Origin of the sequence: Zavarzinia compransoris, from assembly GCF_003173055.1 — a bacterium.
GTDB classification, from domain to species: domain Bacteria; phylum Pseudomonadota; class Alphaproteobacteria; order Zavarziniales; family Zavarziniaceae; genus Zavarzinia; species Zavarzinia compransoris.
On sequence record NZ_QGLF01000004.1, the window covers coordinates 313,914 to 335,642 of the forward strand.

At 68.5% G+C, this 21,729-nt stretch carries 23 protein-coding genes; 8 read left to right on the forward strand and 15 right to left on the reverse strand.

Annotation, left to right across the window (positions count from 1 at the left end):
• The first annotated feature begins 24 nt into the window (after positions 1-24).
• A complete protein-coding gene (locus DKG75_RS15410) occupies positions 25-1,056 on the forward strand; it encodes a hypothetical protein (protein ID WP_109922017.1) in 1,032 nt (343 codons plus the stop codon).
• Between the two features lie 93 nt (positions 1,057-1,149).
• Positions 1,150-1,866: an energy transducer TonB gene (locus DKG75_RS15415; protein WP_109922018.1), complete on the forward strand. Its 717-nt coding sequence runs from the start codon at positions 1,150-1,152 to the stop codon at positions 1,864-1,866.
• A 63-nt stretch (positions 1,867-1,929) separates the two neighbouring features.
• On the opposite strand, the gene DKG75_RS15420 is transcribed toward DKG75_RS15415, so the two are convergent.
• Positions 1,930-2,508, reverse strand: a complete 579-nt coding sequence (locus tag DKG75_RS15420) for a YqgE/AlgH family protein (RefSeq protein ID WP_109922019.1) — start codon at positions 2,506-2,508, stop codon at positions 1,930-1,932.
• A gap of 233 nt (positions 2,509-2,741) precedes the next feature.
• Between DKG75_RS15420 and DKG75_RS15425 the strand changes: the two genes are divergently transcribed.
• Positions 2,742-3,455 (forward strand): Crp/Fnr family transcriptional regulator, encoded by a 714-nt coding sequence (locus tag DKG75_RS15425; protein ID WP_109922020.1) that lies wholly within the window; start codon positions 2,742-2,744, stop codon positions 3,453-3,455.
• Between the two features lie 25 nt (positions 3,456-3,480).
• Here the strand turns inward: DKG75_RS15425 and DKG75_RS15430 are convergent, their stop codons facing one another.
• From DKG75_RS15430 to coxB, 8 genes are all read right to left on the reverse strand, one after another.
• A complete protein-coding gene (locus DKG75_RS15430) occupies positions 3,481-4,977 on the reverse strand; it encodes a carboxypeptidase M32 (protein WP_109922021.1) in 1,497 nt (498 codons plus the stop codon).
• Complete coding sequence (locus DKG75_RS15435) at positions 4,974-5,747, reverse strand: SURF1 family protein (RefSeq protein WP_109922022.1); 774 nt, start codon at positions 5,745-5,747, stop codon at positions 4,974-4,976. The genes DKG75_RS15430 and DKG75_RS15435 overlap by 4 nt, the downstream gene beginning before the upstream one ends.
• Before the next feature lie 16 nt (positions 5,748-5,763).
• Complete coding sequence (locus tag DKG75_RS15440; RefSeq protein ID WP_109922023.1) at positions 5,764-6,078, reverse strand: DUF983 domain-containing protein; 315 nt, start codon at positions 6,076-6,078, stop codon at positions 5,764-5,766.
• A 23-nt stretch (positions 6,079-6,101) separates the two neighbouring features.
• The gene (locus tag DKG75_RS15445; protein WP_109922024.1) at positions 6,102-6,962 is read right to left on the reverse strand and encodes a cytochrome c oxidase subunit 3; all 861 of its coding nucleotides are present in this window, start codon (positions 6,960-6,962) and stop codon (positions 6,102-6,104) included.
• Positions 6,963-6,991: 29 nt separating this feature from the next.
• Positions 6,992-7,591 (reverse strand): cytochrome c oxidase assembly protein, encoded by a 600-nt coding sequence (locus DKG75_RS15450; protein ID WP_109922025.1) that lies wholly within the window; start codon positions 7,589-7,591, stop codon positions 6,992-6,994.
• A gap of 128 nt (positions 7,592-7,719) precedes the next feature.
• Positions 7,720-8,655, reverse strand: coding sequence for a heme o synthase (locus DKG75_RS15455; protein ID WP_109922026.1), 936 nt, complete (start codon positions 8,653-8,655; stop codon positions 7,720-7,722).
• A 25-nt stretch (positions 8,656-8,680) separates the two neighbouring features.
• On the reverse strand, positions 8,681-10,333 hold the full coding sequence (gene ctaD, locus DKG75_RS15460) for a cytochrome c oxidase subunit I (protein ID WP_109922027.1): 1,653 nt from the start codon (positions 10,331-10,333) through the stop codon (positions 8,681-8,683).
• A 22-nt stretch (positions 10,334-10,355) separates the two neighbouring features.
• On the reverse strand, positions 10,356-11,213 hold the full coding sequence (gene coxB, locus DKG75_RS15465; protein WP_109922028.1) for a cytochrome c oxidase subunit II: 858 nt from the start codon (positions 11,211-11,213) through the stop codon (positions 10,356-10,358).
• A 494-nt stretch (positions 11,214-11,707) separates the two neighbouring features.
• Between coxB and tldD the strand changes: the two genes are divergently transcribed.
• Positions 11,708-13,156 (forward strand): metalloprotease TldD, encoded by a 1,449-nt coding sequence (tldD, locus tag DKG75_RS15470; RefSeq protein WP_109922325.1) that lies wholly within the window; start codon positions 11,708-11,710, stop codon positions 13,154-13,156.
• A 28-nt stretch (positions 13,157-13,184) separates the two neighbouring features.
• Here tldD and DKG75_RS15475 read toward each other — a convergent pair whose 3' ends face one another.
• On the reverse strand, positions 13,185-14,141 hold the full coding sequence (locus DKG75_RS15475) for a gluzincin family metallopeptidase (RefSeq protein ID WP_109922029.1): 957 nt from the start codon (positions 14,139-14,141) through the stop codon (positions 13,185-13,187).
• Between the two features lie 92 nt (positions 14,142-14,233).
• Between DKG75_RS15475 and DKG75_RS15480 the strand changes: the two genes are divergently transcribed.
• Positions 14,234-14,713 (forward strand): styrene oxide isomerase, encoded by a 480-nt coding sequence (locus DKG75_RS15480; protein WP_109922030.1) that lies wholly within the window; start codon positions 14,234-14,236, stop codon positions 14,711-14,713.
• Here DKG75_RS15480 and DKG75_RS15485 read toward each other — a convergent pair.
• The 3 genes from DKG75_RS15485 to DKG75_RS15495 form a co-directional block, all read right to left on the reverse strand.
• Positions 14,700-15,299 carry an NAD(P)H-dependent oxidoreductase gene (locus tag DKG75_RS15485; protein ID WP_109922031.1) on the reverse strand — a complete coding sequence of 200 codons (600 nt, stop codon included), beginning with the start codon at positions 15,297-15,299 and terminating at the stop codon, positions 14,700-14,702. The genes DKG75_RS15480 and DKG75_RS15485 overlap by 14 nt on opposite strands.
• A 10-nt stretch (positions 15,300-15,309) precedes the next feature.
• On the reverse strand, positions 15,310-16,671 hold the full coding sequence (locus DKG75_RS15490; RefSeq protein WP_109922032.1) for a glutamate--cysteine ligase: 1,362 nt from the start codon (positions 16,669-16,671) through the stop codon (positions 15,310-15,312).
• Between the two features lie 98 nt (positions 16,672-16,769).
• A complete protein-coding gene (locus DKG75_RS15495) occupies positions 16,770-17,498 on the reverse strand; it encodes a 16S rRNA (uracil(1498)-N(3))-methyltransferase (RefSeq protein ID WP_109922033.1) in 729 nt (242 codons plus the stop codon).
• A gap of 153 nt (positions 17,499-17,651) precedes the next feature.
• Between DKG75_RS15495 and ubiA the strand changes: the two genes are divergently transcribed.
• Both ubiA and DKG75_RS15505 read left to right on the forward strand, forming a co-directional pair.
• Positions 17,652-18,515 carry a 4-hydroxybenzoate octaprenyltransferase gene (gene ubiA, locus DKG75_RS15500; RefSeq protein ID WP_243746554.1) on the forward strand — a complete coding sequence of 288 codons (864 nt, stop codon included), beginning with the start codon at positions 17,652-17,654 and terminating at the stop codon, positions 18,513-18,515.
• A gap of 9 nt (positions 18,516-18,524) precedes the next feature.
• Positions 18,525-18,911: an OsmC family protein gene (locus tag DKG75_RS15505; RefSeq protein ID WP_109922035.1), complete on the forward strand. Its 387-nt coding sequence runs from the start codon at positions 18,525-18,527 to the stop codon at positions 18,909-18,911.
• 21 nt (positions 18,912-18,932) lie between these two features.
• On the opposite strand, the gene DKG75_RS15510 is transcribed toward DKG75_RS15505, so the two are convergent.
• Positions 18,933-20,144: an MFS transporter gene (locus DKG75_RS15510; RefSeq protein WP_109922036.1), complete on the reverse strand. Its 1,212-nt coding sequence runs from the start codon at positions 20,142-20,144 to the stop codon at positions 18,933-18,935.
• A 106-nt stretch (positions 20,145-20,250) separates the two neighbouring features.
• On the opposite strand from DKG75_RS15510, the gene DKG75_RS15515 reads away from it, so the two are divergent.
• Positions 20,251-21,030 (forward strand): AraC family transcriptional regulator, encoded by a 780-nt coding sequence (locus DKG75_RS15515; RefSeq protein ID WP_109922037.1) that lies wholly within the window; start codon positions 20,251-20,253, stop codon positions 21,028-21,030.
• A gap of 6 nt (positions 21,031-21,036) precedes the next feature.
• On the opposite strand, the gene DKG75_RS15520 is transcribed toward DKG75_RS15515, so the two are convergent.
• Positions 21,037-21,600, reverse strand: coding sequence for a hypothetical protein (locus DKG75_RS15520; RefSeq protein ID WP_109922038.1), 564 nt, complete (start codon positions 21,598-21,600; stop codon positions 21,037-21,039).
• Positions 21,601-21,729 lie beyond the last annotated feature (129 nt).

A 21,729-nucleotide genomic window follows, 5' to 3' on the forward strand; every position in this document is an offset into this window, starting at 1 on the left:
CGGCGCAACGCCCAGGAGAATTTCTTGACCTCCGAAGACCAACGCAAGGACGCGGACCCCCAGCCGGTTCCGCCGGCCGAGGCCTATGAGACTCTCGCCTATGGCTATGCCGAGGGCGGAAAGCCGCCGCCGGCCTTTGTGCGCTATGTCGGCTACGGCCTTCTCGCGCTCGCGGTGGTGTCCGCCGTCCTCGTGCTTTACATGGTCTACGGCTTCGGCTGGGCGGGCGTCGTCGGCCTGCTGCTGACGGCGGGCGTGGGCGCGGCGGTCGGTTTCGGCCTGACCTTCATTCCGGTCTGGCGCGCGGATTGGCGCAAGGCGCTGCGCCTCGGCTTTGCCTCGCTGCTCGCCCTCGGTGCGCTTTGGGGCACCCATGGCGGGGTCTATGGCGATGCCCGCCAGAAGCGCGCGACCTTCGAAGCCCTTGCCGGCGCCAAGACCCCGGCGGAGGCGCGGGCGCGCCTCGGCGCGATCACCACGGGCAACCGCTATGCGACCTTTCTCGTCTTTGCCATGGACCGGGCGGCGGCGACCCGGGCCTCGGCCAGGACCCTGCTCGACAGCGCCCAGATCGGCTCGGTCGATTGGAACATCGCCAACCTCGATCCGGCCGACAAGACGGGCCTGACCGCGCTGCACAGCCGGCTGCTCGACAGCGACGTGCTCCTGTCCGGCATGCCGGACCAGCTTCAGGCGCTCTACAAGCGCGAGGGCGAGGAGATCATGGCCGCCGCCGCCCATCTCGAGCTGTCGCCGGAATTCCGCGCCAACGCCCAGGCCAATATGTTGCAGCGGCAGCGGGAATATCTGGCCTTCTATGTGGCGCTCTCCCTCACCACGCGGAAGGCGGTGTCGGAACTGGCGGGGATCGCCAATGGGCTTGCCCAGGGCAAGGCCACGCGCGGTGCCGACGGCAAGCTGGTTTACGGCGACGATAAGACCAGGGCCACCGTCGAGGGGCATATCGCCGAACTCGACAAGGCCCGCGCCGCGGTGGTCAAGCTGGTCGAGGCAGCCAAGCTCCTGGACCAGAAATACGACGCGACGGGAAGGTGACCGTCCCGCCCTGATTGTGCTCGCCCCCTCTCTGATTTATCCTGGCTGCATGTCGGGATGCCGCGCCGTGGGGTGACCGGCGGGGAGGGTGTGATGCTTTGGCGCCTTCGTTTCGGGCTTTTGCTGCTTTTCGTCCTGGTGCTGTCGCCGCGTGCTTTCGCGCAGCCGGTCGAGATCGTCCAGGAGGTCGAGTGGCGTAGCCTGGTGGTGGAGAAAATCGCGGCCCTGGGCGGTGACCTGAAGTGGCGCCCCCAGGGGATGACAACCGATTCCTACTTCCGCGACGGGCTGAGTGTCGCCCAGGCCGTGATCCGGCCCGACGGCACGCTTGCGGATCTTCGCCTGACCCAGAAAAGCCTCCTGCCGGCCATCGACGCCGAATGGCTGCGGCTGCTCCGCAGCTTGCGCCTGCCGCCCTCGCCGCCGGTCCTGGGCCAGGAAGGACAGGCTTTCGTCGCCTTCGCCGACGGCAGCCGCTTCGGCCGGCCGGTGCTCAAGCGGTTGGAGGATCTCAAAGCCTGGATGATCTGGCGGCTCGCCAAGCCTGGTCTCTTCCGGCTTCCGCGTGAGCTCCGCGAGACGGAGACGGTGCTGCAGGTCAAGGTCAGGTTCACGGTCGATGCCGCGGGCGCCCTGAAGGACATCGGCATCTTCGAGCCCAGCGACGAACCCTTGATCAACGAGACCGTCCTCAAGGTTTTCAATACGCTGAAAGCGCCGCGCTCTCGAGGGTGGATCGGGCAGGGCAGGGCCTTCGTCGTACCGGTGGAATTCTTGCCCCTCATGCCCGCCCCGCCGGTGCCGGACTGACCTGGGGCCTGCCCGATCCGGCTTCGCCCGATGCGGTTTTGCCCGATGCGGTTTTGCCCGGGTTCAGGCCCGCCCGGCCTCGGCGGAGAGATGGGCGATGTCGAAGCCGAGCTTGGCGATCGCCCGCGCCCATTTCGCTTCGAGATTGGGCGAGAACAGCAGCTCGGTATCGGCATCGACATGCAGCCAGCCGTTGGCCTGGATTTCCTCGTCCAGTTGCCCCGGGCCCCAGCCGGCATAGCCGAGGGCGAAGAGGCAGCGGCGCGGCCCGTCGCCGGTGGCGATGGCGCGCAGGATGTCGATGGTCGCGGTCAGGGCGACATGCTCGCCGACGCCCATGGTGGTCGGCTGGTGGTAATCGTCGGAATGCAGCACGAAACCCCGGCCGGTCTCCACCGGCCCGCCGGACAGCACGCGCATGCCGTCGATATCGGTCGCGATCTCGATGCCGAGCTGGGACATCAGGTCGGTGAAGCTGATGTGATCCGCCGGCTTGTTGACCACCAGCCCCATCGCCCCCTCGGGCGAATGGGCGCACATATAGATCACCGTGCGCTCGAATCGGGGGTCGCCGATGGCGGGCATGGCCACCAGCAATTTGCCTTCGAGACTGGGCACGTCTTCGCTGATCGTGATGTTCATGGCTTTAGGATGTGACGCTCCGCTCAGGAGGGCAAGGGGGCGGCATGAAAAGAAACCCGCCTGCGGTGTCGCAGGCGGGTGAAAGTTTGTGCAGGGTTGGCTGCCTCGGGTGCGAGGCAAGGCGGACTCTGCCACCGCCCGGCGCCCCTGGCTGTGCGCAACGTCACAAAAATATCGGTCGTCCCCCAAACCGGGCGATTGACCTCAAAGCTCGGTAGGGTACCCTTCCCGCCATGTCGACCGGTAGCCAGCTTGCCAAGATCTCCCTTCTTCAGGGCCTGCCCGAGGCGGTCCTGACCGATCTCGCGCGGGTTGCTCGCTGGCACCGCTTCGAGGAGGGGGAAATCATCTTCGACCGGCAAAGCGATTGCCGGGGCGTCTATCTCGTCATCGAGGGCGAGGTGGATGTGGTGAATTTCTCGTCCCAGGGGCGCGAGATCGCCTATGCGCGGGTCAAGACCGGCGATTTCTTCGGCGAATTGTCGGCCATCGACGGCCAGCCGCGCTCGGCCAATATCGTCGCCCAGAGCGATTGCCGTATCGCCGAGCTTTCGCGCGAGACTTTCTACGAATTGCTGCGCCAGCAGAATCAAGTGTCCTTCCGCGTGCTCGAGAAAATGGTCCATATCATCCGCACGGCGGACGAGCGGATCATGGATCTCGCCACCCTGGGCGCCCATCAGCGCGTCTGCATCGAATTGCTGCGCCTGGCCAAGCCCGATCCGGTGAAGCCCGGCTGCTGGATGATCTACCCCCTGCCGACCCAGGCCGAGATCGCCGCCCTTGCCTCGACCACGCGCGAGACGGTGGCCCGCGTCATGGGCCAATTGGCCGAGGACGGTCTGATCCGCAAGGTGCACAAGACCGTCTATATCGACTCGCGCGACAATCTGGCCGAGCTCGCCCAGAAGCTGAACCCCCGGCGCGAGGACGGCCCCGCCCGCTGACCGCAGGCACGGCTGACAGCCGGCGTCAGCCGTTCAGGTAGCGCCGCTCCAGATGGGCCTTGAAGGCGGCGGTGCCCAGCGGCAGGCCGGTCGCCCCGATCAGCACTTCGTCCGTCGTCTGGCTCGAGCCCTTCTCATGGACATGGGGGCGCAGCCACGCCAGCAGCGGCTTGAAATCGCCCTGGGCGATGCCGGGCAGGATGGCGCCATCCGCCGCCGTCGCCGCGGCGAAAAGCTGGGCCGCGGCCATGGCGCCCAGCGTATAGGTCGGGAAATAGCCGAAACTGCCGCCCGGCCAATGGATATCCTGCATGCAGCCGTCGGCGTCGCTCGGCGGCGTGATGCCGAGAAGCGCGGCCATGCCTTCATTCCAGGCGCCGGGCAGGTCGGCGACCTTCAGGTCGCCGGCGATCATCGCCCGTTCCAGGCGATAGCGGAGAATGACGTGGGAGGGATAGCAGACCTCGTCCGCATCGACGCGGATGAGGCCGGGGCTGACCCTGTGATAGACGCGCTGGAGGTTCGCCGCCTCATAGGCCGGGCCCCGGCGGTCGAAGGCGCTGCGCACCAGGGGGGCGAGGAAGGCGATGAATTCCGGCGTCCGGCAAGCCTGCATCTCGAACAGCAGGGACTGGCTTTCGTGCAGCACCATGCCCCGGGCATTGCCCACCGGCTGGCCGCGCCAGGGCTTGGGCAGGCCGCGCTCGTATTGGGCGTGGCCGGTCTCGTGGATCACGCCCATCAGCGAGCGGGTGAAGTCCGCCTCGGCATAGCGGGTGGTGATGCGGACGTCGTCGGGCACGCCGCCGGTGAAGGGATGATGGCTGACGTCGAGCCGGCCGTGGGCGCGGTCGAATTGCAGCACGTCCAGGATGCGTTCGGCCAGGGCGCGCTGCGCCTCGACCGGGAACGGCCCCTCGACCGGCAGGGCCGGGGGCAGGGCATTCTGCCGCTCGATCACGCGGGCGCGGAGATCGGGCAGGAAGGCGCCCAATTCGTCGAACAATTGATCGATCCGGGCTGAACGGCCCCCCGCCTCATATTCGTCCAGCAGGGCGTCATAGGGCGACAGGCCGAAAGCCTCGGCCTTGGCGGCGGCCACCTGGCGCACGAGGTCCAGGAGGGACTGGAGGCGCGGGGCGAGGCTGGCGAAATCATTGGCGGCGCGGGCGCTGCGCCACGTCAGTTCGGTTTCATGCGACTGGCGCGCGATCGCCTCGACCAGATCGGCCGGGACGGCGGTCGCATGGCGCCAGTTGCGGCGGATCTCGCTCAGGTTGGCGGCGGGCCACGGCTCCAGCGGCTCGGTCGCCGCGGCTTCGATCAGGTCGGCGATCTCGGGCGCGGTGATCTGTTCATGGGCGATCAGGGACAGGGCGGCGATCTGCTCGCCCCGCACTTCGGCCCCGCCGGCCGGCATCACCGCGGCGCTGTCCCAATGCAGCACCGAAAGCGCGCCCTGGACCGCCGAAAGCCGGCGGAAACGGTCTTCGAGGCGGGAATAGGCGCTGTTGGCGGTCATGGGGTTTTCGGCTCGTCCGGACGGAAGTGATAGGCGAAATAGACCCCGAAGACGCCGATGGCGAGGGCGAACCAGGTGATCGCATATTGCAGGTGGTCGTTCCGCAGGTTGATCACGCTTTGCCCGCCGATGGGCAGGCCGCCCGGGTTCGGGGTCTTGTCCGCCTCGACGAAGAGGGGCAGGGCGTCCGGCGCATGGGCGGCCACGGCCATGGCCGGCAGGTCGCCCCAGAACCAGGTATTGGTCGCGGGCGAATTGTCCGGCACGAAATAGCCCTGGGGCCAGCCGGGCCGGGCCATGCCGGTCACGGTCACCGTGCCGGCGGCGAGACTGTCCGGCCGGCTGGCGGCATCGCGGGATTCGAGCGGGACCCAGCCGCGGTTGACCAGCACCGTGGTGCCGTCGGCCCGCACCATGGGGGTGACGATCTGATAGCCCTGCTTTGCGGCGGGCGAATAGGCGATGATGTGGATCTCGTCCTCGTGCCGGAAGGTGCCGGTCACGGTGACGTTGCGGTAGCGCCAGGCTTCCGCATCGTCGATCGTCGCGGGCAGTTCGACCGCCGGCTGGCCGCGCCGTTCCTCGAGGGCGGTGATCAGGCCCTGTTTCCAGGCCATGCGATTCAGCTGCCAGGCGCCGAGCGCGAGCAGCAGGCCGATGACGATGGTGGTGACCACGGTTGGCCAGAGGGTCGGGCGGAAGCGGCGCGGCGCCCTGGGCGAGGCAGGGGCGGCGGGCGAAACGGGGGTGGGGGCGGGGGAGGTGACCATGGGCCCCTCTTAGCACTTACCAGCCGAGCTTGCGATACTGCTGGTGAATGAGCGCGGTCTTGATCCGCCGCAGCATGTAGATCGAGCCGCCCAGGATGAGGGGCAGCCAGATGATCAGGTGCACCCAGGTCGGCGGCTGAAACCGGAGTTCGAGCCAGAGGGCGCCACCGGTGACGATGGCGCCCAGGATCAGGATGACGAAGACGGCCGGGCCGTCCCCGGTATCGATCGCGCTGTAGTCGAGCCCGCAGGAGGAGCATTTCTCGCGCAGCGCCAGGCCGCCCGTGAACAGGGGGCCCTGTCCGCAGCGAGGGCAACGGGCCTTGGCCATGAAATGCTCCTTCCCGGTTTCGATCAGTGGCCGGCGCCGGCCACGTGGCTGCCCGCGCCCCAGACGTAGATCGAGGCGAAGAGGAAGATCCACACGACGTCGACGAAGTGCCAGTACCAGGCCGCCGCCTCGAAGCCGAAGTGGCTGGTGGTGGTGAAATGGCCCTTGTAGGCGCGGATCAGGCAGACGAGCAGGAACACGGTGCCGACGAAGACGTGGAAGCCGTGGAAGCCCGTCGCCATGAAGAAGGCGCCGGCATAGAAATTGGCGCCGGCCTCGTTGCCGCCGAAGGTGAAGGCGGCATGCGAATATTCATAGGCCTGCACGAAGGAGAAGAAGACGCCCAGGATCACGGTCAGGGTCAGGCCCTGCAGCACGCCCTTGCGGTCGCCCTCGATCAGGGCATGGTGCGCCCAGGTGACCGTGGTGCCCGAGAGCAGCAGGATGACGGTGTTCATGAAGGGCAGGTGCCAGGGATCGAAGGTCTCGACGCCCGTCGGCGGCCAGACATGGCCCATGGCTTCGGTCGGGAACAGCGCGCCGGCGAAATAGGCCCAGAACCAGGCGACGAAGAACATCACTTCGGAGGCGATGAACAGGACCATGCCGTAGCGCAGGCCCAGCTTGATCACCGGGGTGTGTTCCTTCTTGTGGACCGATTCGTCGACCACGTCGCGCCACCACGCCAGCATGGTGTAGAGCACGCCGGCGAAGCCGATCCAGAACAGCACGCTCTTTGCCGGCAGGAAGCTCAGGAAACTCTCCGGATGCATCCAGTGGATGGCGCCCAGCGCCATCGCAAAGGCCGAGAAGGCGCCGATGATGGGCCACGGGCTCGGGCTGAGCAGGTGGTAGTCGTGTTGGGGGGTATCTGCATGCGCCATGGCTGTCGTTCCCTCGAACGGATCCTCGGTCAATTGGTCGTGGCACCCGGGGCGCCCTGCGTGGCCGAAGCGGCCGGCACATCATTGGCATCCCGGAAGAACGTATAGGAAAGGGTGATGGTCTTGACTTCGTTCAGGCGGTTGTCGTCGGAAACCGCCGGATCGACGTAGAAGAGCACGGGCATGTCGACGTCCTGGCCCGGCTGAAGGGTCTGCTCGGTGAAGCAGAAGCAGTCCACCTTCACGAAATAGGGGCCGGTCTTGTCGGGCGTGACGTTGAAGGTGGCCCGGCCGGTGACCGGACGGTCCGAATGGTTGATGGCCTTGTAGAAGACCACTTTCTGCTCGCCCGCCTTCACCGTCACCGACGTCTGTTCCGGCTTGAAGGTCCAGGGCAGGCCGCCGGAGATATTGGCGTCGAAGCGGATGGTGAATTCCCGGGCGTCCGTGGTCACGGCGCGGGCTTCCGCCTCGCTGGCGCGCTGGGGCGTGCCGCCGTAGCCGGTCACCCGGCAGAACAGGTCGTAGAGCGGCACCGAGGCATAGGTCAGCCCCAGCATGCCGGCGACCGTGGCCGACAGGTAGAGGGCGGTGCGGCCGTGGTTGGGGCCTTTGCGGGCGCCGCTCATTGGCCGAAGACCTTGACCAGGCTGACCAGGAAGATCACCACCACCCAGCCGGCAAGGGCAAGGCCCAGCGCGATATTGCGGCCGCGGCGGCGGCGGTGCATCTCGGATGTCGGCATGGCGGCGCTCACTCAGGCAAGTCCTGCAAGGCGCTCGACCAGCAGGAGCGCGAAGAGCAGGAACAGGTAAAGGATGGAAAAGGCGAAAAGCTGCATCGCCGCGCGATTGTCCCGCTTCACGTAGAGGCGGACGGCCAGCCCCAGGAAGACGAGGCCGAGCACGGCCGCGGCGACGCCATAGACCATGCCGGCAAAGCCGAGCAGGACGGGGGCGAGGCCGAGCGGGGCCAGCAGCACGGCATAGGCGACGATCTGGCGCCGGGTCGATTCCGGGCCCGCCACATTCGGCATCATGGGCACGCCGACGGCGCCGTAATCGGCCGCCTTGACCAGCGACAGGGCCCAGAAATGGGGCGGGGTCCAGAAGAAGATCAGGGCGCAGAGCGACAGCGACTCGATCGAGACCGCATTGGTCACCGCGGCCCAGCCGATGACGGGCGGCAGGGCGCCGGACAGGCCGCCGATGACGATGTTCTGGGGCGTGCGCCGCTTCAGAACCATCGTATAGACGACGGCATAGAAGAAGATGGTGAAGGCCAGCAGGGCGGCCGCCAGCAGGTTGACCAGCAGCCCCATGGTCAGGACCGAGGCGGCGGAGAGGATGAGGCCGAAGGCGAGCGCATCGTCGGGCGTCAACCGCCCCGACGGGATCGGGCGGGACAGCGTCCGCGACATGCGGGCATCGATGTCGGCGTCATACCACATGTTGAGCGCGCCCGAGGCGCCGGCACCGACGGCGATGCACAGCAGGGCGGTGAAGCCGATGAAGGGGTGAATGCCACCCGGCGCCAGCACGATGCCGACAAGCCCGGTGAAGACCACGAGCGACATCACCCGCGGCTTGAGCAGTGCGAAGAAATCCGACGCGCGGGGCTCGAAGCCCGCCTCCGAAGAGGCGGGCCCGAGGTCATGCGCGGTGGAGAGACGGGTGTCGGTGACGATGGTCACTTAAGGCTTCTCCAACCTGGCCGGGTCAGTGGTGGCTGCCCGGCTTGATCACCGGCAGTTCGTTGAACTGATGGAACGGCGGCGGCGAGGGCAGGGTCCATTCCAGCGTATCCGCACCTTCGCCCCAGGGGTTCGCGGCGGCGCGCTTGCCCGACAGGAAGGCGTGCAGCACGACGAAGAGGAAGAAGATCACGCTCGCGCCCGAGATATAGGCACCATAGGAGGCGATCCGGTTCCAGTCCGCCAGGGCGTCCGGATAGTCGGGAATGCGGCGCGGCATGCCGGCAAGGCCGAGGAAATGCATCGGGAAGAACAGCAGGTTCACGCCGATGAACATGATCCAGAAGTGAATCTTGCCGAGCAGTTCGGAGTACATGTAGCCCGACATCTTGGGGAACCAGTAGTAGAAGCCCGCGAAGATCGAGAACACGGCGCCGAGCGACAGCACGTAGTGGAAGTGCGCCACGACGTAATAGGTGTTGTGAAGCGCGGTATCGATGCCGGCATTGGCCAGCACGACGCCGGTCACGCCGCCGACGGTGAAGAGGAAGATGAAGCCGATCGCCCAGATCATCGGCGTCGTGAAGCGGATCGAGCCGCCCCACATGGTCGCGATCCAGGAGAAGATCTTGATGCCCGTGGGCACCGCGATGACCATGGTGGCCGCGGTGAAATAGGCGCGGGTATCGACCGAGATGCCGGTCGTATACATGTGGTGCGCCCAGACGACGAAGCCGACCACGCCGATCGCGACCATGGCATAGGCCATGCCGAGATAGCCGAACACGGGCTTGCGGCTGAAGGTCGAGATGATGTGGCTGATGATGCCGAAGCCCGGCAGGATCATGATGTAGACTTCGGGGTGGCCGAAGAACCAGAACAGATGCTGGAACAGGATCGGGTCACCGCCGCCGGCCGGATCGAAGAAGGCCGTGCCGAAGTTGCGGTCGGTCAGCAGCATGGTGATGGCGCCGGCCAGCACGGGCAGCGACAGCAGCAGCAGGAACGCGGTCACCAGCACCGACCAGGCGAACAGCGGCATGCGGTGCAGGGTCATGCCCGGGGCGCGCATGTTGAAGATCGTGGTGATGAAGTTGATCGCGCCCAGGATCGACGAGGCACCCGAGAGGTGCAGCGACAGGATCGCGAGGTCGACCGCCGGGCCGTCGTGGCTGACCACGCCCGAAACGCTGGACGACAGCGGGGTATAGATCGTCCAGCCCGTGCCCGCGCCGGCGTCGGCGCCGATGCCCGGCACGAAGACCGAGATCAGCAGCAGCGCGAAGGACGGCACCAGCAGCCAGAACGAAATGTTGTTCATGCGCGGGAAGGCCATGTCCGGCGCGCCGATCATCAGCGGCACGAACCAGTTGCCGAAGCCGCCGATGACGGCCGGCATGATCACGAAGAACACCATGATCAGGCCGTGCCCGGTGGTCAGCACGTTGAACATATGGCCGTTATGGATCCACTGGAGACCGGGCTCTTGCAGTTCCAGGCGGATGATCATCGACATGGCGCCGCCGATCAGCCCGGCGAAGACCGCGAAGATCAGGTAGAGGGTGCCGATGTCCTTGTGGTTGGTCGAGAACAGCCAGCGCCGCAGACCCGTGGGGGTATGGTGGTCGTGGCTGTCATGGGCATCGTGATGCCCGTGAGCGGCAGCGTTGCTCGCCATCGGTTCTGTCTCCTCGGGCGGTTCAGTTCTGGGCGGCCGGGGCCGCAGCGGCCTCGGCGACCGAGGTGGTGGCGGGGGTCAGGCCGGCCTGCGCCTTCTGGGCGGCGATCCAGGCGGCATATTCCTCCTTGGACACGACCTTCACCTCGACCGGCATGAAGCCGTGGTCGGCGCCGCAGATCTGCTGGCACATACCGTAGAAGGTGCCGGTCTGCTCGGCCTTGAACCAGGTCTCGTTGGCATGGCCCGGGGTCGTGTATTTCTGCACGCCGAAGGCGGGCACGGCCCAGGAATGGATGACGTTGTCCGAGGTCAGGATCACGCGGATCGTGGTGTCGACCGGCACGACCAGCGGGTTGTCGGTCGACAGCAGGCGGATCTTGCCGTCCGTCGCCTCGGCCTCGGTGCGGGCGGCGATGCGCGATTCGACCACGAACTCGCCCTCGTCCGGATAGGAATAGGCCCAGTACCACTGGTAGCCCTGCACCTTCACGGTCATCTCCGCATCCGCCGCCTTGTCCGAGACATAGAGCAGGCGGAACGACGGGATGGCGATCACGACCAGGATCATGATCGGCGCCACCGTCCACAGCACCTCGATCAAGGTGTTGTGCGCGGTCTTCGACGGGTTCGGGTTGGCCCCGGACCGGAACTTGAACATCACGTAGACGAGCAGCCCGGCCACGAAGACGCTGATCGTGATGATGATCCAGAGCAGCAGGTCGTGGAAACTGTGCATCTGTTCCGCGACCGGCGTCACCGCCGGCTGCATGTTCAGCTGCCAATGTTCCGGTTGCGCCGCCAGGGCGAGGCCCGGCAGGGCCGTCCCGGCGATCAGGGAAGATAGGCCGATGACGGCCCTGTTGAGCTTGAGACCCATGGGTCGATCCAACTCCCGCTTGCTTGCGTTGGCGGGCGTGCCGTAAGCGCCCCCGCCGCCCCTCGAAAACCTGTTCCGGCCGGTCCAGCGGGCATGCGACCGGGCGCATCGCCCGCTCGGCCCGGATTCTCCGCCGGCCTTGTGGATAAACCTATCACCGCGCCGCCATGCGCAACAGCGATCAACAGGTGACGCGCCGCGCAGAATCCGGCCCGGCGATAAGCTGTCCGGATTTCGAGACCTTATGACTCAAGTGGACAAATTGTCCAAGGCATTGTCGCGGCGGGAGGATCCGGGCCAGGGCCGGAGAGGCGGGGAAATCTGTGCCCGGCCGGCCCCTGCAAGGCCGGAGCGACCTTATGACGCAAGGCGCCGATTGATCTGCATCATGGCCGGTGCGGGAAATTACCGGTGCCAGGAATGATCGGCGTCAGGACGATGACGAACGGCTTTCGATACACCATATTAGGCGAATGTCCAAGGAGCAGCCTATCATGACCTCGCCGTCCGAAGCCGACCGTCTCGTCCCCGATGCCCTGTTCTTCGAGCGCGCGGGTCTCGATCCGGTCCGAATCGACCGCCTGGTCGACGATGCGCTGGCCGGTGCCGACGACGGCGAGCTTTTCCTCGAATATGCCCAGTCCGAATCCTTCGCCTTCGACGACGGCCGCCTGAAGGCCGCGACCTTCGACACCTCGCAGGGCTTCGGGCTGCGCGCCGTCGCCGGCGAGGCGACGGGCTTCGCCCATGCCGCCGACCTGTCGGAGGAGGCGATCGAACGCGCCGCCCGCACGGTGCGCGCGGTTTCCGCCGGCCATGGCGGCACTATGGCGGGCCCGCCGGCGGGCACCAACGCCAAGCTCTATGTCGACGACAATCCCCTGAGCGCGGTGCCCTTCGAGGCGAAGACCAAACTGCTGGCCGAGATCGATGCCTATGCGCGAGCCAAGGACCGGCGCGTGCGGCAGGTCTCCGCCTCGCTGTCGGCGTCCTGGCAGGTGGTGGAGATCGTCCGCGCCTCGGGCCTTCGGGTGCGCGACGTCCGCCCGCTGGTCCGCCTCGGCGTCTCGGTCGTGGTCGAGGACGGCGGCAAGCAGGAGGCGGGCAGCTATGGCGCCGGCGAGCGCGGCTTCTACACCAAATACATGGACCCCGCCCATTGGCAGGGCGCGGTCGACGAGGCCCTGCGCCAGGCCCTGGTCAATCTCGACGCGGTGGCGGCGCCGGCCGGCGAAATGCCGGTCGTGCTCGGCGCCGGCTGGCCCGGCATCCTGCTGCACGAGGCGATCGGCCATGGCCTGGAAGGCGATTTCAACCGCAAGAAGACATCCGCCTTCTCGGGCCTGATGGGCACCCAGGTCGCGGCCAAGGGGGTGACGGTGGTCGACGACGGCACGCTGCCCGGGCGGCGCGGCTCGCTCACCGTCGACGACGAGGGCACGCCGACCAACCGCACCACCCTGATCGAGGACGGCATCCTGGTCGGCTATCTCCAGGACCGGCTGAACGCCCGCCTGATGGGCATGGCGCCCACGGGCAACGGCCGGCGCCAGTCCTATGCCCACAGCCCGATGCCGCGCATGACCAACACGATCATGCTGGGCGGCGACACCACCCGGGACGAAATCATCGCCTCGGTGAAGAACGGCCTCTATGCCGTCAATTTCGGCGGCGGCCAGGTGGACATCACCTCGGGCAAATTCGTCTTCACCTGCACCGAAGCCTATCGGATCGAGAACGGCCGCCTGGGCCCGGCGGTGAAGGGCGCGACCCTGATCGGCAACGGCCCGGACTGCCTGACCCAGGTGCGCGCCGTCGCCAACGACATGGCCCTCGATCCCGGCATCGGCACCTGCGGCAAGTCCGGCCAGGGCGTGCCGGTCGGCGTCGGCCAGCCCTCGCTGCTGATCGACGGCCTGACGGTGGGCGGCACCGCCGCCTGACCGCCCACCTCTCCCCTCCCCCGGGGGATCAGGGCGCGGTGATCGCCCGGCGCAGGGCGGCCAGGGGCGCGCCCTCGTCGAAGACGACGGCGCCGCCCCGTTCCGCGACGCCGAGATCGGCGAACAGGCGGTCGAGATCGGTCGGCGCCGGCCGTTCCGCCATCTCGGCATAGAGATCGGCAAGGACCGTCGTGCCGGTCGCGGCATCGCCGGCGGCGACGACCTCGGCCATGGACCAGAAGGCGGAATTGCCGCCGCTGGCCCGGTTGATGGCGATGAAGGCATCGCGCAGGCTGCGCTTGCCCGCGGTCGCCCGGCGGATGGCGATATCGGCCCGAAGGCAGAACAGCGCGCCGCCCCAATAGGTCCGGCCCCAGGTGGGGGTCTGGTCCAGGCCCCGGTCGTCCGGCCCGGGCAGGCCCCGGGGCAGGCCGGCCAGCGAGTCGCGCCAGACGTCGGCCGCGGTGATCTGCCCGGCCAGGGCGCGGGCGATCGGTTCGGCATAGACCGCGCTGCCCTCCAGCAGCCAGAGGTGCCGGTCCGCCATCATGGGCAGGGCGAGGTGGATCATCTCGTGGGTCAGCACCCAGTCGCGGGCGAAAGCCGCGCGGGTCGCGTGCCGGCCCGCGGTGACCTCGATGGCCGCGCCGCGAAAGCCATAGGTGGTGCCGGTCCGCACCCGGTCGCCGTCGTCGGCGACGACCAGGATGCCGACCTCATCGACCGGGAAGCGGCCGAAATAGGTGCTGGCCGCCGTCGCCGCCCGCCGCAGCCAGTCGAGCGCCAGAGCCCGGTCGAGGCCGGGGGCCCCGTCGGCGAAAAAGATGCGCAGATGGCCGCCCCCGATCGTCAGTTCGGCATCGGGCGTGGCTTTGAGGGCGCGATAGACGGCACCGGGGCCCCGGCCCTCGGCGGCGGCCGGGACGGTCGCCAGCCCAGTCAGCATGGCGGCTTTCAGCAGGGCGGCGGCCAGTCGGCGATACATGGAACCCCCTTCTTTCGATCGGCAGGGCCGATCGCGGTTTTCCTCTATGCTCGTTGCCGGATCGGACGAAGTTCCGCAAGCGGAGGAAGAACATGCAGGGCCTGTCTCTTGATGCGCGCCGGTTGGCCGGCCATGGCGCGCTCGTCGTCGTCGCCGGGCTGGTCGCCGGCTTTTTCATCGGCTTCGTCGCCCTCGGCGGCTTCATCCTGGATCCCTTGCCCTCGGCCCGGTTCGAGTTTCCGGGCAGCGAGCGGGGCTGGCGCGCCATGCATGTCGGCTCGATCCTGAACGGGGTCATGGCCCTGACCGTCGCCGCCCTGATCGACCGGGTGGTCGGGACGGAGAAGGTCCGGCGCCTGATCGTCCGGGTGCTGACCCTCGCCATCTGGGCCAATACGCTATTCTATCTCGCGGCCAATTTCGCCGCCAACCGCGGCCTCTCGCCCTGGGACAATGCGGCCGGGCCGGGCTCGCTCTGGGGCCTCGTGGCCTTCCTGCCGGCGGCGATCGCGGCCGGCCTCACCATCTGGGTGATGCTGCTCTTCGCCCGCGCCGCCTTCAGCGCCCGCTGAGCGCGTCGCGCCGCCCGGCCGCCGCCAGCCTCGTCAGGAAGGCGGCGCGGGCGGCGGGGGTGGAGTTCCGCACCGGGGCGAAGGTGCTGCGCGCGACCGGGCTGATGCCGCAGAATTTCAGGACCGTCCGGGTCATCATCCGGTGCCCCGGGGCGCCATAGGCCAGCCAGTTGAACCAGCCCGGCGTGTCCAGGGTGACGATCAGGCGGCCGCTGCGCCCCTTGAGCAATTTGTCGGGCAGGGACGGGCCGTCGCCGCGATAGGCGAAGGCGAAGCCGGGCAGGAAGCTGCGGTCGAGGAAACCCTTCAGCAGGGCCGGGACCGAACCCCACCAGATCGGATAGACGAAGACGACGTGTTCCGCCGCCAGGATCGCCGCCCGGGCCCGTTCGAGGTCCGGCTCCAGGTCCTGGCGCTTGCGGTAGCCGTGGCGGAGGATCGGATCGAAGGCCATCTCGCCCAGCCGGAGCCGGGTGACCTCGGCCCCCGCGGCCCCCGCGGCCTCGGCATAGGCGGCTTCCGCGGCGGCGCAGAAACTGTCCCCGGACGGGTGGCCGAGGATGGTCAGGACGCGCCGGCCCGCCATCGCCGCCGCCTCAATAGGCGTATTCGGCGAACAGGCGGGTGATGTCGCCGTGCCAGCGGTTCTGATAGGCGTCCAGCAAGTCGTCCGCCGGGCTGCGGCCGCTGTCGACCGTCTTCTTCAGGACTTCGATGAACAGGGTCTCGTCGCTGCCGAGGCCGTTGACCGCGGCCCGGCGCTTCAGGCCGGCGTCAGCGATCTCGACCAGGGGGCGGGCGAGGTCGAGCACGGTGCCCCGGCGGAAGGGGGCGCGCAGGCCCAGGCGCGGCACGGCGGCGCGCAGGGCCTGGCGTTCCTCCGCCGTCCAGTCCTTCACCAGGTCGAGACAGGCGGCCAGCGCCTGGTCGTCGTAGACCAGCCCGACCCAGAAGGCGGGCAGGGCACACAGCCGCTTCCAGGGGCCGCCGTCGGCGCCGCGCATCTCGATATAGCGCTTCACCCGGGCCTCGGGGAAAAGGGTGGTCAGATGGGCCGACCAGTCGCCGAGATGGGGTTTCTCGCCCGGCAGGGCGGGCAGGCGGCCGTCCAGGAAATCGCGGAACGACTGGCCGGAGGCATCGATATAGCGGTCGTCGCGATAGACGAAATACATGGGCACGTCGAGCGCCCATTCGACATAAGCCTCGAAGCCGAAACCGTCCTCGAAGGCGAAGGGCAGCAGGCCGGTGCGGTCCGGGTCGGTATCCGACCAGATATGGGCGCGGTAGGACTGGAAGCCGTTGGGCCTGCCCTCGGTGAAGGGGGAATTGGCGAACAGCGCGGTCGCGACCGGCTGCAAGGCCAGCGCCACCCGCAGCTTGGCGACCATATCCGCCTCGGAGGCGAAATCGAGGTTCACCTGCACGGTCGAGGTGCGCAGCATCATGTCGAGGCCGAGATTGCCCTTCTTCGGCATATAGGCGCGCATGATGTCGTAGCGCCCCTTGGGCATCACCGGCACCTCTTCCCGCTTCCAGGTCGGCGCGAAGCCGAGGCCGATGAAGCCGAGGCCGAGTTCGCGGGCGACGGTCTGCACCTGTTCGAGGTGGGTCGCCACTTCGCCGCAGGTCTCGTGGATGGTTTGCAGGGGCGCGCCGGACAATTCGAACTGGCCGCCGGGCTCCAGGCTGATGGAGGCGCCGTTGGCCTCCAGCGCGATGATGTGGTCGCCCTCGAGGACCGGGGCCCAGCCGAAGCGGCGCAGGCCCTCCAGCATGGCGCGGATGCCGCGGTCGCCGTCATAAGGGACGGGGCCGAGATCGTCGAGGCGGAAGCCGAATTTCTCGTGCTCGGTGCCGATCCGCCACTCCGCCTTGGGCTTGCCCCCGCCGGCCATCCAGTCGACGAGCTGCTGCCGGTTTTCGATCGGCGCGCCGGCCGTTTGTATACCCGACATGTCTCACCTCCCCTGATGACCGGCACATTGACTAGCCGAAAGGAGAAGGCGCTGTCCAGCGCCGGCCCATGCAGGTCCGGCATGTGAAAAGGGGCTGATCAGCGCTCCCGCGCCGCCTGCAGCAGGGCAAGGCCGGCGATCGCCGCGGTTTCGGCGCGCAGGATGCGGGGGCCGAGGCCGGACGGGCGGACGAAGGGCAGGCGCCGCAGCAGCACCCGCTCGACCGGATCGAAGCCGCCCTCGGGCCCGATCAGCAGGGCCGCCGGCCCCGCGCCGATATCCCGGGCGGCATCGAGCAGGTGAGGGGCATCGCCCGCCTCGTCGCAGAAGAACAGGGGCACCGCCGGGTTCCAGGCGCCCAAGATCTGGTCCAGCTTGCGGATGTCCTCGATCGCGGGCACGGCGAGGCGGCCGCATTGCTCGGCGGCCTCGACCGCATTGGCGCGCATGCGCTGGGCATTGGCGCGGTCGATCACGGTGCGCCGGGTGACGGCGGGGATCAGGCGGGTGGCGCCGAGTTCGGTCGCCTTTTCGGCGACGAATTCGACCTTGGCGCCGCGGATCGGCGCGAAGACCAGGCTCGTGTCGGCCTCGACCGGCTGGGGCGCCAGGGACTCGGCGGGGATCAGCGCCGCGCCCTTCTTGCCCTGGCGGGCGAGGCCGGCGCACCATTCGCCGTCGCGGCCGTTGAAGACGGCCACCTTGTCGCCGTCACCAAGACGCAGCACATGGGTCAGATAATGCGCCTGCCCGTCGTCGAGGGCGACGGCGATGCCGGGGGCGAGATCGGCGTCGACGAACAGGCGATGGCGCGGGCGCTCGGACATTTCGGCTTTCTGCTCCTTGAGACGATGCGGCTTTCCGGTTAGCACAGGGGAATGAACATGCCCACCACGCCGTTTCCCCAGGGCGAAGCCCAGCCCACGCCCCAGGGCGAAGCCCGGCCCGCTGACGCCGCCCCGGTCACCTGGGTCGATCATATGCCGGCGGTGCTCCGGCCCTACCTCCGCCTTGCCCGGGCCGACCGGCCGATCGGCATCTGGCTCCTGATGCTGCCGTGCTGGTGGTCGGCGGCCCTGGCCGCGCCGGCGGGCGCGCTGCCGGACTGGCGCCTGCTGCTGCTGTTCTTCGTCGGGGCGGCGGTGATGCGCGGCGCCGGCTGCACCTTGAACGACATCGCCGACCGGGATATCGACGCCCGGGTCGCGCGCACCCGGGGCCGGCCGCTGCCCTCCGGCGCCATCGGGGTGAGGGCGGCCTTCGCCTTTCTCGCGGCGCAGGCGCTGGCGGGGCTGCTGGTGCTGTTGTCGCTGAACATGTTCACGGTCTGGCTCGGCATCGCCTCGCTGCTGCCGGTCGCGGTTTATCCCTTCATGAAGCGGATCACCCATTGGCCGCAGGCCGTGCTTGGCATCGCCTTCAACTGGGGGGCGCTGGTCGGCTGGTCGGCGGTCAGGGGCGATCTCGGCTGGCCGGCGGTGCTGCTCTATCTCGCCGGCATCCTGTGGACGCTCGGCTACGACACGATCTATGCCCATCAGGACAAGGAGGACGATGCCGTCGTCGGCGTGAAGTCGACGGCGTTGCGCCTCGGCGACCGGACCCGGCCGTTCCTGTGGCTGGTCTATGGCGGCATGGTCGCGCTGACCGGCGCCGCAGGGGCGCTGGCCGGGCTGGGCTGGCCGTTCTGGCTCGGGCTCGGGGCGGCGGCGCTGCATCTCGGGTGGCAGGCGGCGACGACCGATTTCGATGACAGCCCCGAATGCCTGGCCCGCTTCAAGTCGAACAGCCGGCTCGGCTTCGTTATCTTCATCGCCATTGCCGCCGGCCAATGGGCGGCCTGAGGGGGGATCATGGCCAAGGCAACGACCGTCAGCACCGAAGGCGTGTTCCAGGACATCACCTGCCGCCAGCACCACCTGACCGCCGACGAGCCGCAGGGCAACGGCGGCACCGACCGGGCGCCCGCGCCCTATGAATTGCTGCTGGCGTCGCTCGGCGCCTGTTCGTCGGCGACGCTGCGCCTCTATGCGGCGCGGAAGGGCTGGGAGCTCGGCCGGATCGAGGTCGTCGCCACCTTCGCCCGCGACGAGGCGGGGGTGGAGACGATCCGGCGCCAGGTGTCCCTGGGCGCGCCCCTCGACGCCGACCAGCGCGCCCGGCTGGCCGAGATCATCGAGAAGACGCCGGTCACCAAGACCCTGAAGCGCTCGATGACCATCACCACCACGTTTCCCTGACCGCCGCTCCCTGACCGCCGCTCAGCGCCTTTCCTTCAGGGTCGGCAGGAAGACCGTCAGGATCCCGAGGGCCGGCAGGTAGGAACAGAGCGTATAGACATATTCGATACTGGTCGCATCCGCGATCCGGCCGAGCACGGCGGCGCCGAGGCCGCCGAGGCCGAAGGCGAAGCCGAAGAACAGCCCGGCCACCATGCCCACCCGCCCCGGCATCAATTCCTGGCCATAGACGACGATGGCCGAGAAGGCGGACGACAGCACCAGGCCGACGATCACCGACAGCACGCCGGTCCAGAACAGGCTGGCGTAGGGCAGGGCCAGGGTGAAGGGCAGCACCCCCAGGATCGAGCCCCAGATGACGTATTTCCGGCCGATGCGGTCGCCGATCGGGCCGCCCGCGATGGTGCCGACCGCGACCGCGCCGAGGAAGACGAAGAGGCGGAGCTGCGCCTCCTCGATGCCGAGGCCGAAACGGTGGATCAGGAAGAAGGTGTAATAGCTCTGGAAGCTCGACATATAGATGAACTTCGAGAACATGAGCACGATCAGCACGGCCATGGCACCCGCGACCTGGCCGCGGCCAAGGGTGACGCCGTCGACCGAGGCGCGCTTCGGCTTGCCCCCCAGGGCGCGGCGCGGGCCGTACCAGGTGCCGATCTGCCACAGCACGCTCATCCCCACCAGGGCGACGCCGGCGAACCAGGCGACCGCGCTCTGCCCGTTCGGCAGGATGACGAAGGCGGCCAGCAGGGGGCCGATCGCGGAACCGGCATTGCCGCCGACCTGGAACAGGGACTGGGCGAAGCCGTGCCGGCCGCCCGAGGAGAGACGGGCGATGCGCGAGGCTTCGGGGTGGAAGATCGACGAGCCGGTGCCGAGCAGGGCGGCGCCCGCCAGCACGGCGCTATAGCTCCAGGCCTGGGAGATCAGCACGAGGCCGCCCATGGTCAGGCCCATGCCGACCACCAGCGAATAGGGCTTCGGATATTTGTCGGTGACGATGCCGACCACCGGCTGAAGGATCGAGCCGGTCATCTGGTAAGTGAAGGTGACGAGGCCGATCTGGCTGAAGGTCAGGGCGAAATTATCCTTCAGCATGGGATAGATCGCCGGCAGCAGCGATTGCAGCAGGTCGTTCACCATATGGCAGAAGCTGATCGCCAGCAGCACCATCAAGGTGGCGCCCGCTGCCGACGGCTCGCGCCCGGCCGGATTCAGGGTCGTGTCGCTCATGTCGTTCTCCCGGCCGTTGCTGTGGCCGTGCTCTCCAGTCAGCGATACTATTGTCTGGCGCGTGACCTACCATCGCAGGCGGGTCGATCAATTTCGCGAGTGGGCCATGGTCCGGAATGTCAGCGTTGCAGAATATGAAGCCGTGCCCCGGGCGGTGCTGGCGGTCGGCAACGATTATCCTGCCGGCTACGAGAAGGCGCCGCACCGGCACCGGCGGGCGCAGCTGCTCTATGCCACCTCGGGCGTGATGCTGGTCGGCACCGAGGCGGGCACCTGGCTGGTGCCGCCGGACCGCGCGGTCTGGATCCCGCCCTGGGTGACCCATTCCATGCGCTCGACCGGCATGCCGCTCGGCACCCGCAGCCTGTTCATCGAGCCGGACGCGATCGACGGCCTGCTGGAGGAGTGCCGGGTGGTGCGGATCACGCCCCTGATGCGCGCCCTGATCCTGGAGGCGGTGGACCTCCCGGTCGAATATGACGCCGAGGGGCGGGCGGCGCTGATCATGAACCTGCTGCTGCACGAATTGCGCGAATTGCCGCCGCTGCCCTACAGCCTGCCCATGCCGGCGGGCGGGCCGCTCTATCAGGCCTGCCACGATTTCGCCCAGGCGCCGGATCCCCATGCCACGATCGACGGCTGGTGCCACCGCCTGAACATGAGCCGGCGCAGCTTCACCCGCGCCTTCCGGCGAGCGACCGGCCTCAGTTTCGCGCAATGGCGCCAGCGCGCCTGCATCTTCGCCGCCCTGCCGCGCCTCGGCGAGGGGGAGGCGGTGACCACCGTCGCCATGGATCTCGGCTATGACAGCGTCGCCGCCTTCACCACCATGTTCCGGCGGCAATTGGGCGAGCCGCCCAGCCGCTATTTCCGGCAGGTGGCGTGACGACGCCTATTGGATGGTGATGTCGGCCTCGGCCACCGCGCCCCAGAAGGCATAGCGCAGGCGATAGCGCCCGCTGGCGAGCAGGGCGCCCGGAATGTCGATGCGGTCGCGGCTGATCAGGGTCTCGCCCGGCTTCAGGGTCGATTCCGCCACCACTTGGGCGCAGAGGTCGGCTTCCTTGGCCAGGATCACGCTGCCCCGGGGATCGAGGATCTGCCAGGTCGCGACATCGCAGGGCGTGGGCGCGCTGAGGCGGGCGATGGCCGCGCTGATGTTGCTGAGGCGGGCCTCGATCGGCAGGGCTAGGGTGCCGCTGCCTTGGCTCGGCAGGCGGCTGGGGGCGCGCAGCGCGAGGCGCAGCGCCTTGTCCGGCGGCCTCGCCAGGGTCGCGCCCGTATCTACGGTGGCGGCGGTGGCCGCCGGCGGCGGGCTGCCCACCGCGATCTCGGCCGGGGCGGGCGAGGCCGGCGCCACCGGGGCGACGACCTCCGCGGTGCCGATGACGGCGGGCGGCGGCACCGCCGGGGCCAGCGCGGCCGGCTCGGTAACCGGGGCGACGGCTTTCGGCACCGGGCGTCGGCTCGGCATCACCGGCGGCACGGCGGGTGCGGCAGAGGCGGGCGCAGCATGATACGACGGCGCCGGAGTCTCGCCCAACTCGGCACAGGCCGCGACGGCACACAAGGCCGCCAGCGCGAT

Coding starts and splice junctions, on each gene's coding strand:
- DKG75_RS15415 (WP_109922018.1), top strand. CDS start 1,150: ATGCTTTGGCGCCTTCGTTTCGGGCTTTTGCTGCTTTTCGTCCTGGTG.
- DKG75_RS15420 (WP_109922019.1), bottom strand. CDS start 2,508: ATGAACATCACGATCAGCGAAGACGTGCCCAGTCTCGAAGGCAAATTG.
- DKG75_RS15425 (WP_109922020.1), top strand. CDS start 2,742: ATGTCGACCGGTAGCCAGCTTGCCAAGATCTCCCTTCTTCAGGGCCTG.
- DKG75_RS15430 (WP_109922021.1), bottom strand. CDS start 4,977: ATGACCGCCAACAGCGCCTATTCCCGCCTCGAAGACCGTTTCCGCCGG.
- DKG75_RS15435 (WP_109922022.1), bottom strand. CDS start 5,747: ATGGTCACCTCCCCCGCCCCCACCCCCGTTTCGCCCGCCGCCCCTGCC.
- DKG75_RS15440 (WP_109922023.1), bottom strand. CDS start 6,078: ATGGCCAAGGCCCGTTGCCCTCGCTGCGGACAGGGCCCCCTGTTCACG.
- DKG75_RS15445 (WP_109922024.1), bottom strand. CDS start 6,962: ATGGCGCATGCAGATACCCCCCAACACGACTACCACCTGCTCAGCCCG.
- DKG75_RS15450 (WP_109922025.1), bottom strand. CDS start 7,591: ATGAGCGGCGCCCGCAAAGGCCCCAACCACGGCCGCACCGCCCTCTAC.
- ctaD (WP_109922027.1), bottom strand. CDS start 10,333: ATGGCGAGCAACGCTGCCGCTCACGGGCATCACGATGCCCATGACAGC.
- coxB (WP_109922028.1), bottom strand. CDS start 11,213: ATGGGTCTCAAGCTCAACAGGGCCGTCATCGGCCTATCTTCCCTGATC.
- tldD (WP_109922325.1), top strand. CDS start 11,708: ATGACCTCGCCGTCCGAAGCCGACCGTCTCGTCCCCGATGCCCTGTTC.
- DKG75_RS15475 (WP_109922029.1), bottom strand. CDS start 14,141: ATGTATCGCCGACTGGCCGCCGCCCTGCTGAAAGCCGCCATGCTGACT.
- DKG75_RS15480 (WP_109922030.1), top strand. CDS start 14,234: ATGCAGGGCCTGTCTCTTGATGCGCGCCGGTTGGCCGGCCATGGCGCG.
- DKG75_RS15485 (WP_109922031.1), bottom strand. CDS start 15,299: ATGGCGGGCCGGCGCGTCCTGACCATCCTCGGCCACCCGTCCGGGGAC.
- DKG75_RS15490 (WP_109922032.1), bottom strand. CDS start 16,671: ATGTCGGGTATACAAACGGCCGGCGCGCCGATCGAAAACCGGCAGCAG.
- DKG75_RS15495 (WP_109922033.1), bottom strand. CDS start 17,498: ATGTCCGAGCGCCCGCGCCATCGCCTGTTCGTCGACGCCGATCTCGCC.
- ubiA (WP_243746554.1), top strand. CDS start 17,652: ATGCCGGCGGTGCTCCGGCCCTACCTCCGCCTTGCCCGGGCCGACCGG.
- DKG75_RS15505 (WP_109922035.1), top strand. CDS start 18,525: ATGGCCAAGGCAACGACCGTCAGCACCGAAGGCGTGTTCCAGGACATC.
- DKG75_RS15510 (WP_109922036.1), bottom strand. CDS start 20,144: ATGAGCGACACGACCCTGAATCCGGCCGGGCGCGAGCCGTCGGCAGCG.
- DKG75_RS15515 (WP_109922037.1), top strand. CDS start 20,251: ATGGTCCGGAATGTCAGCGTTGCAGAATATGAAGCCGTGCCCCGGGCG.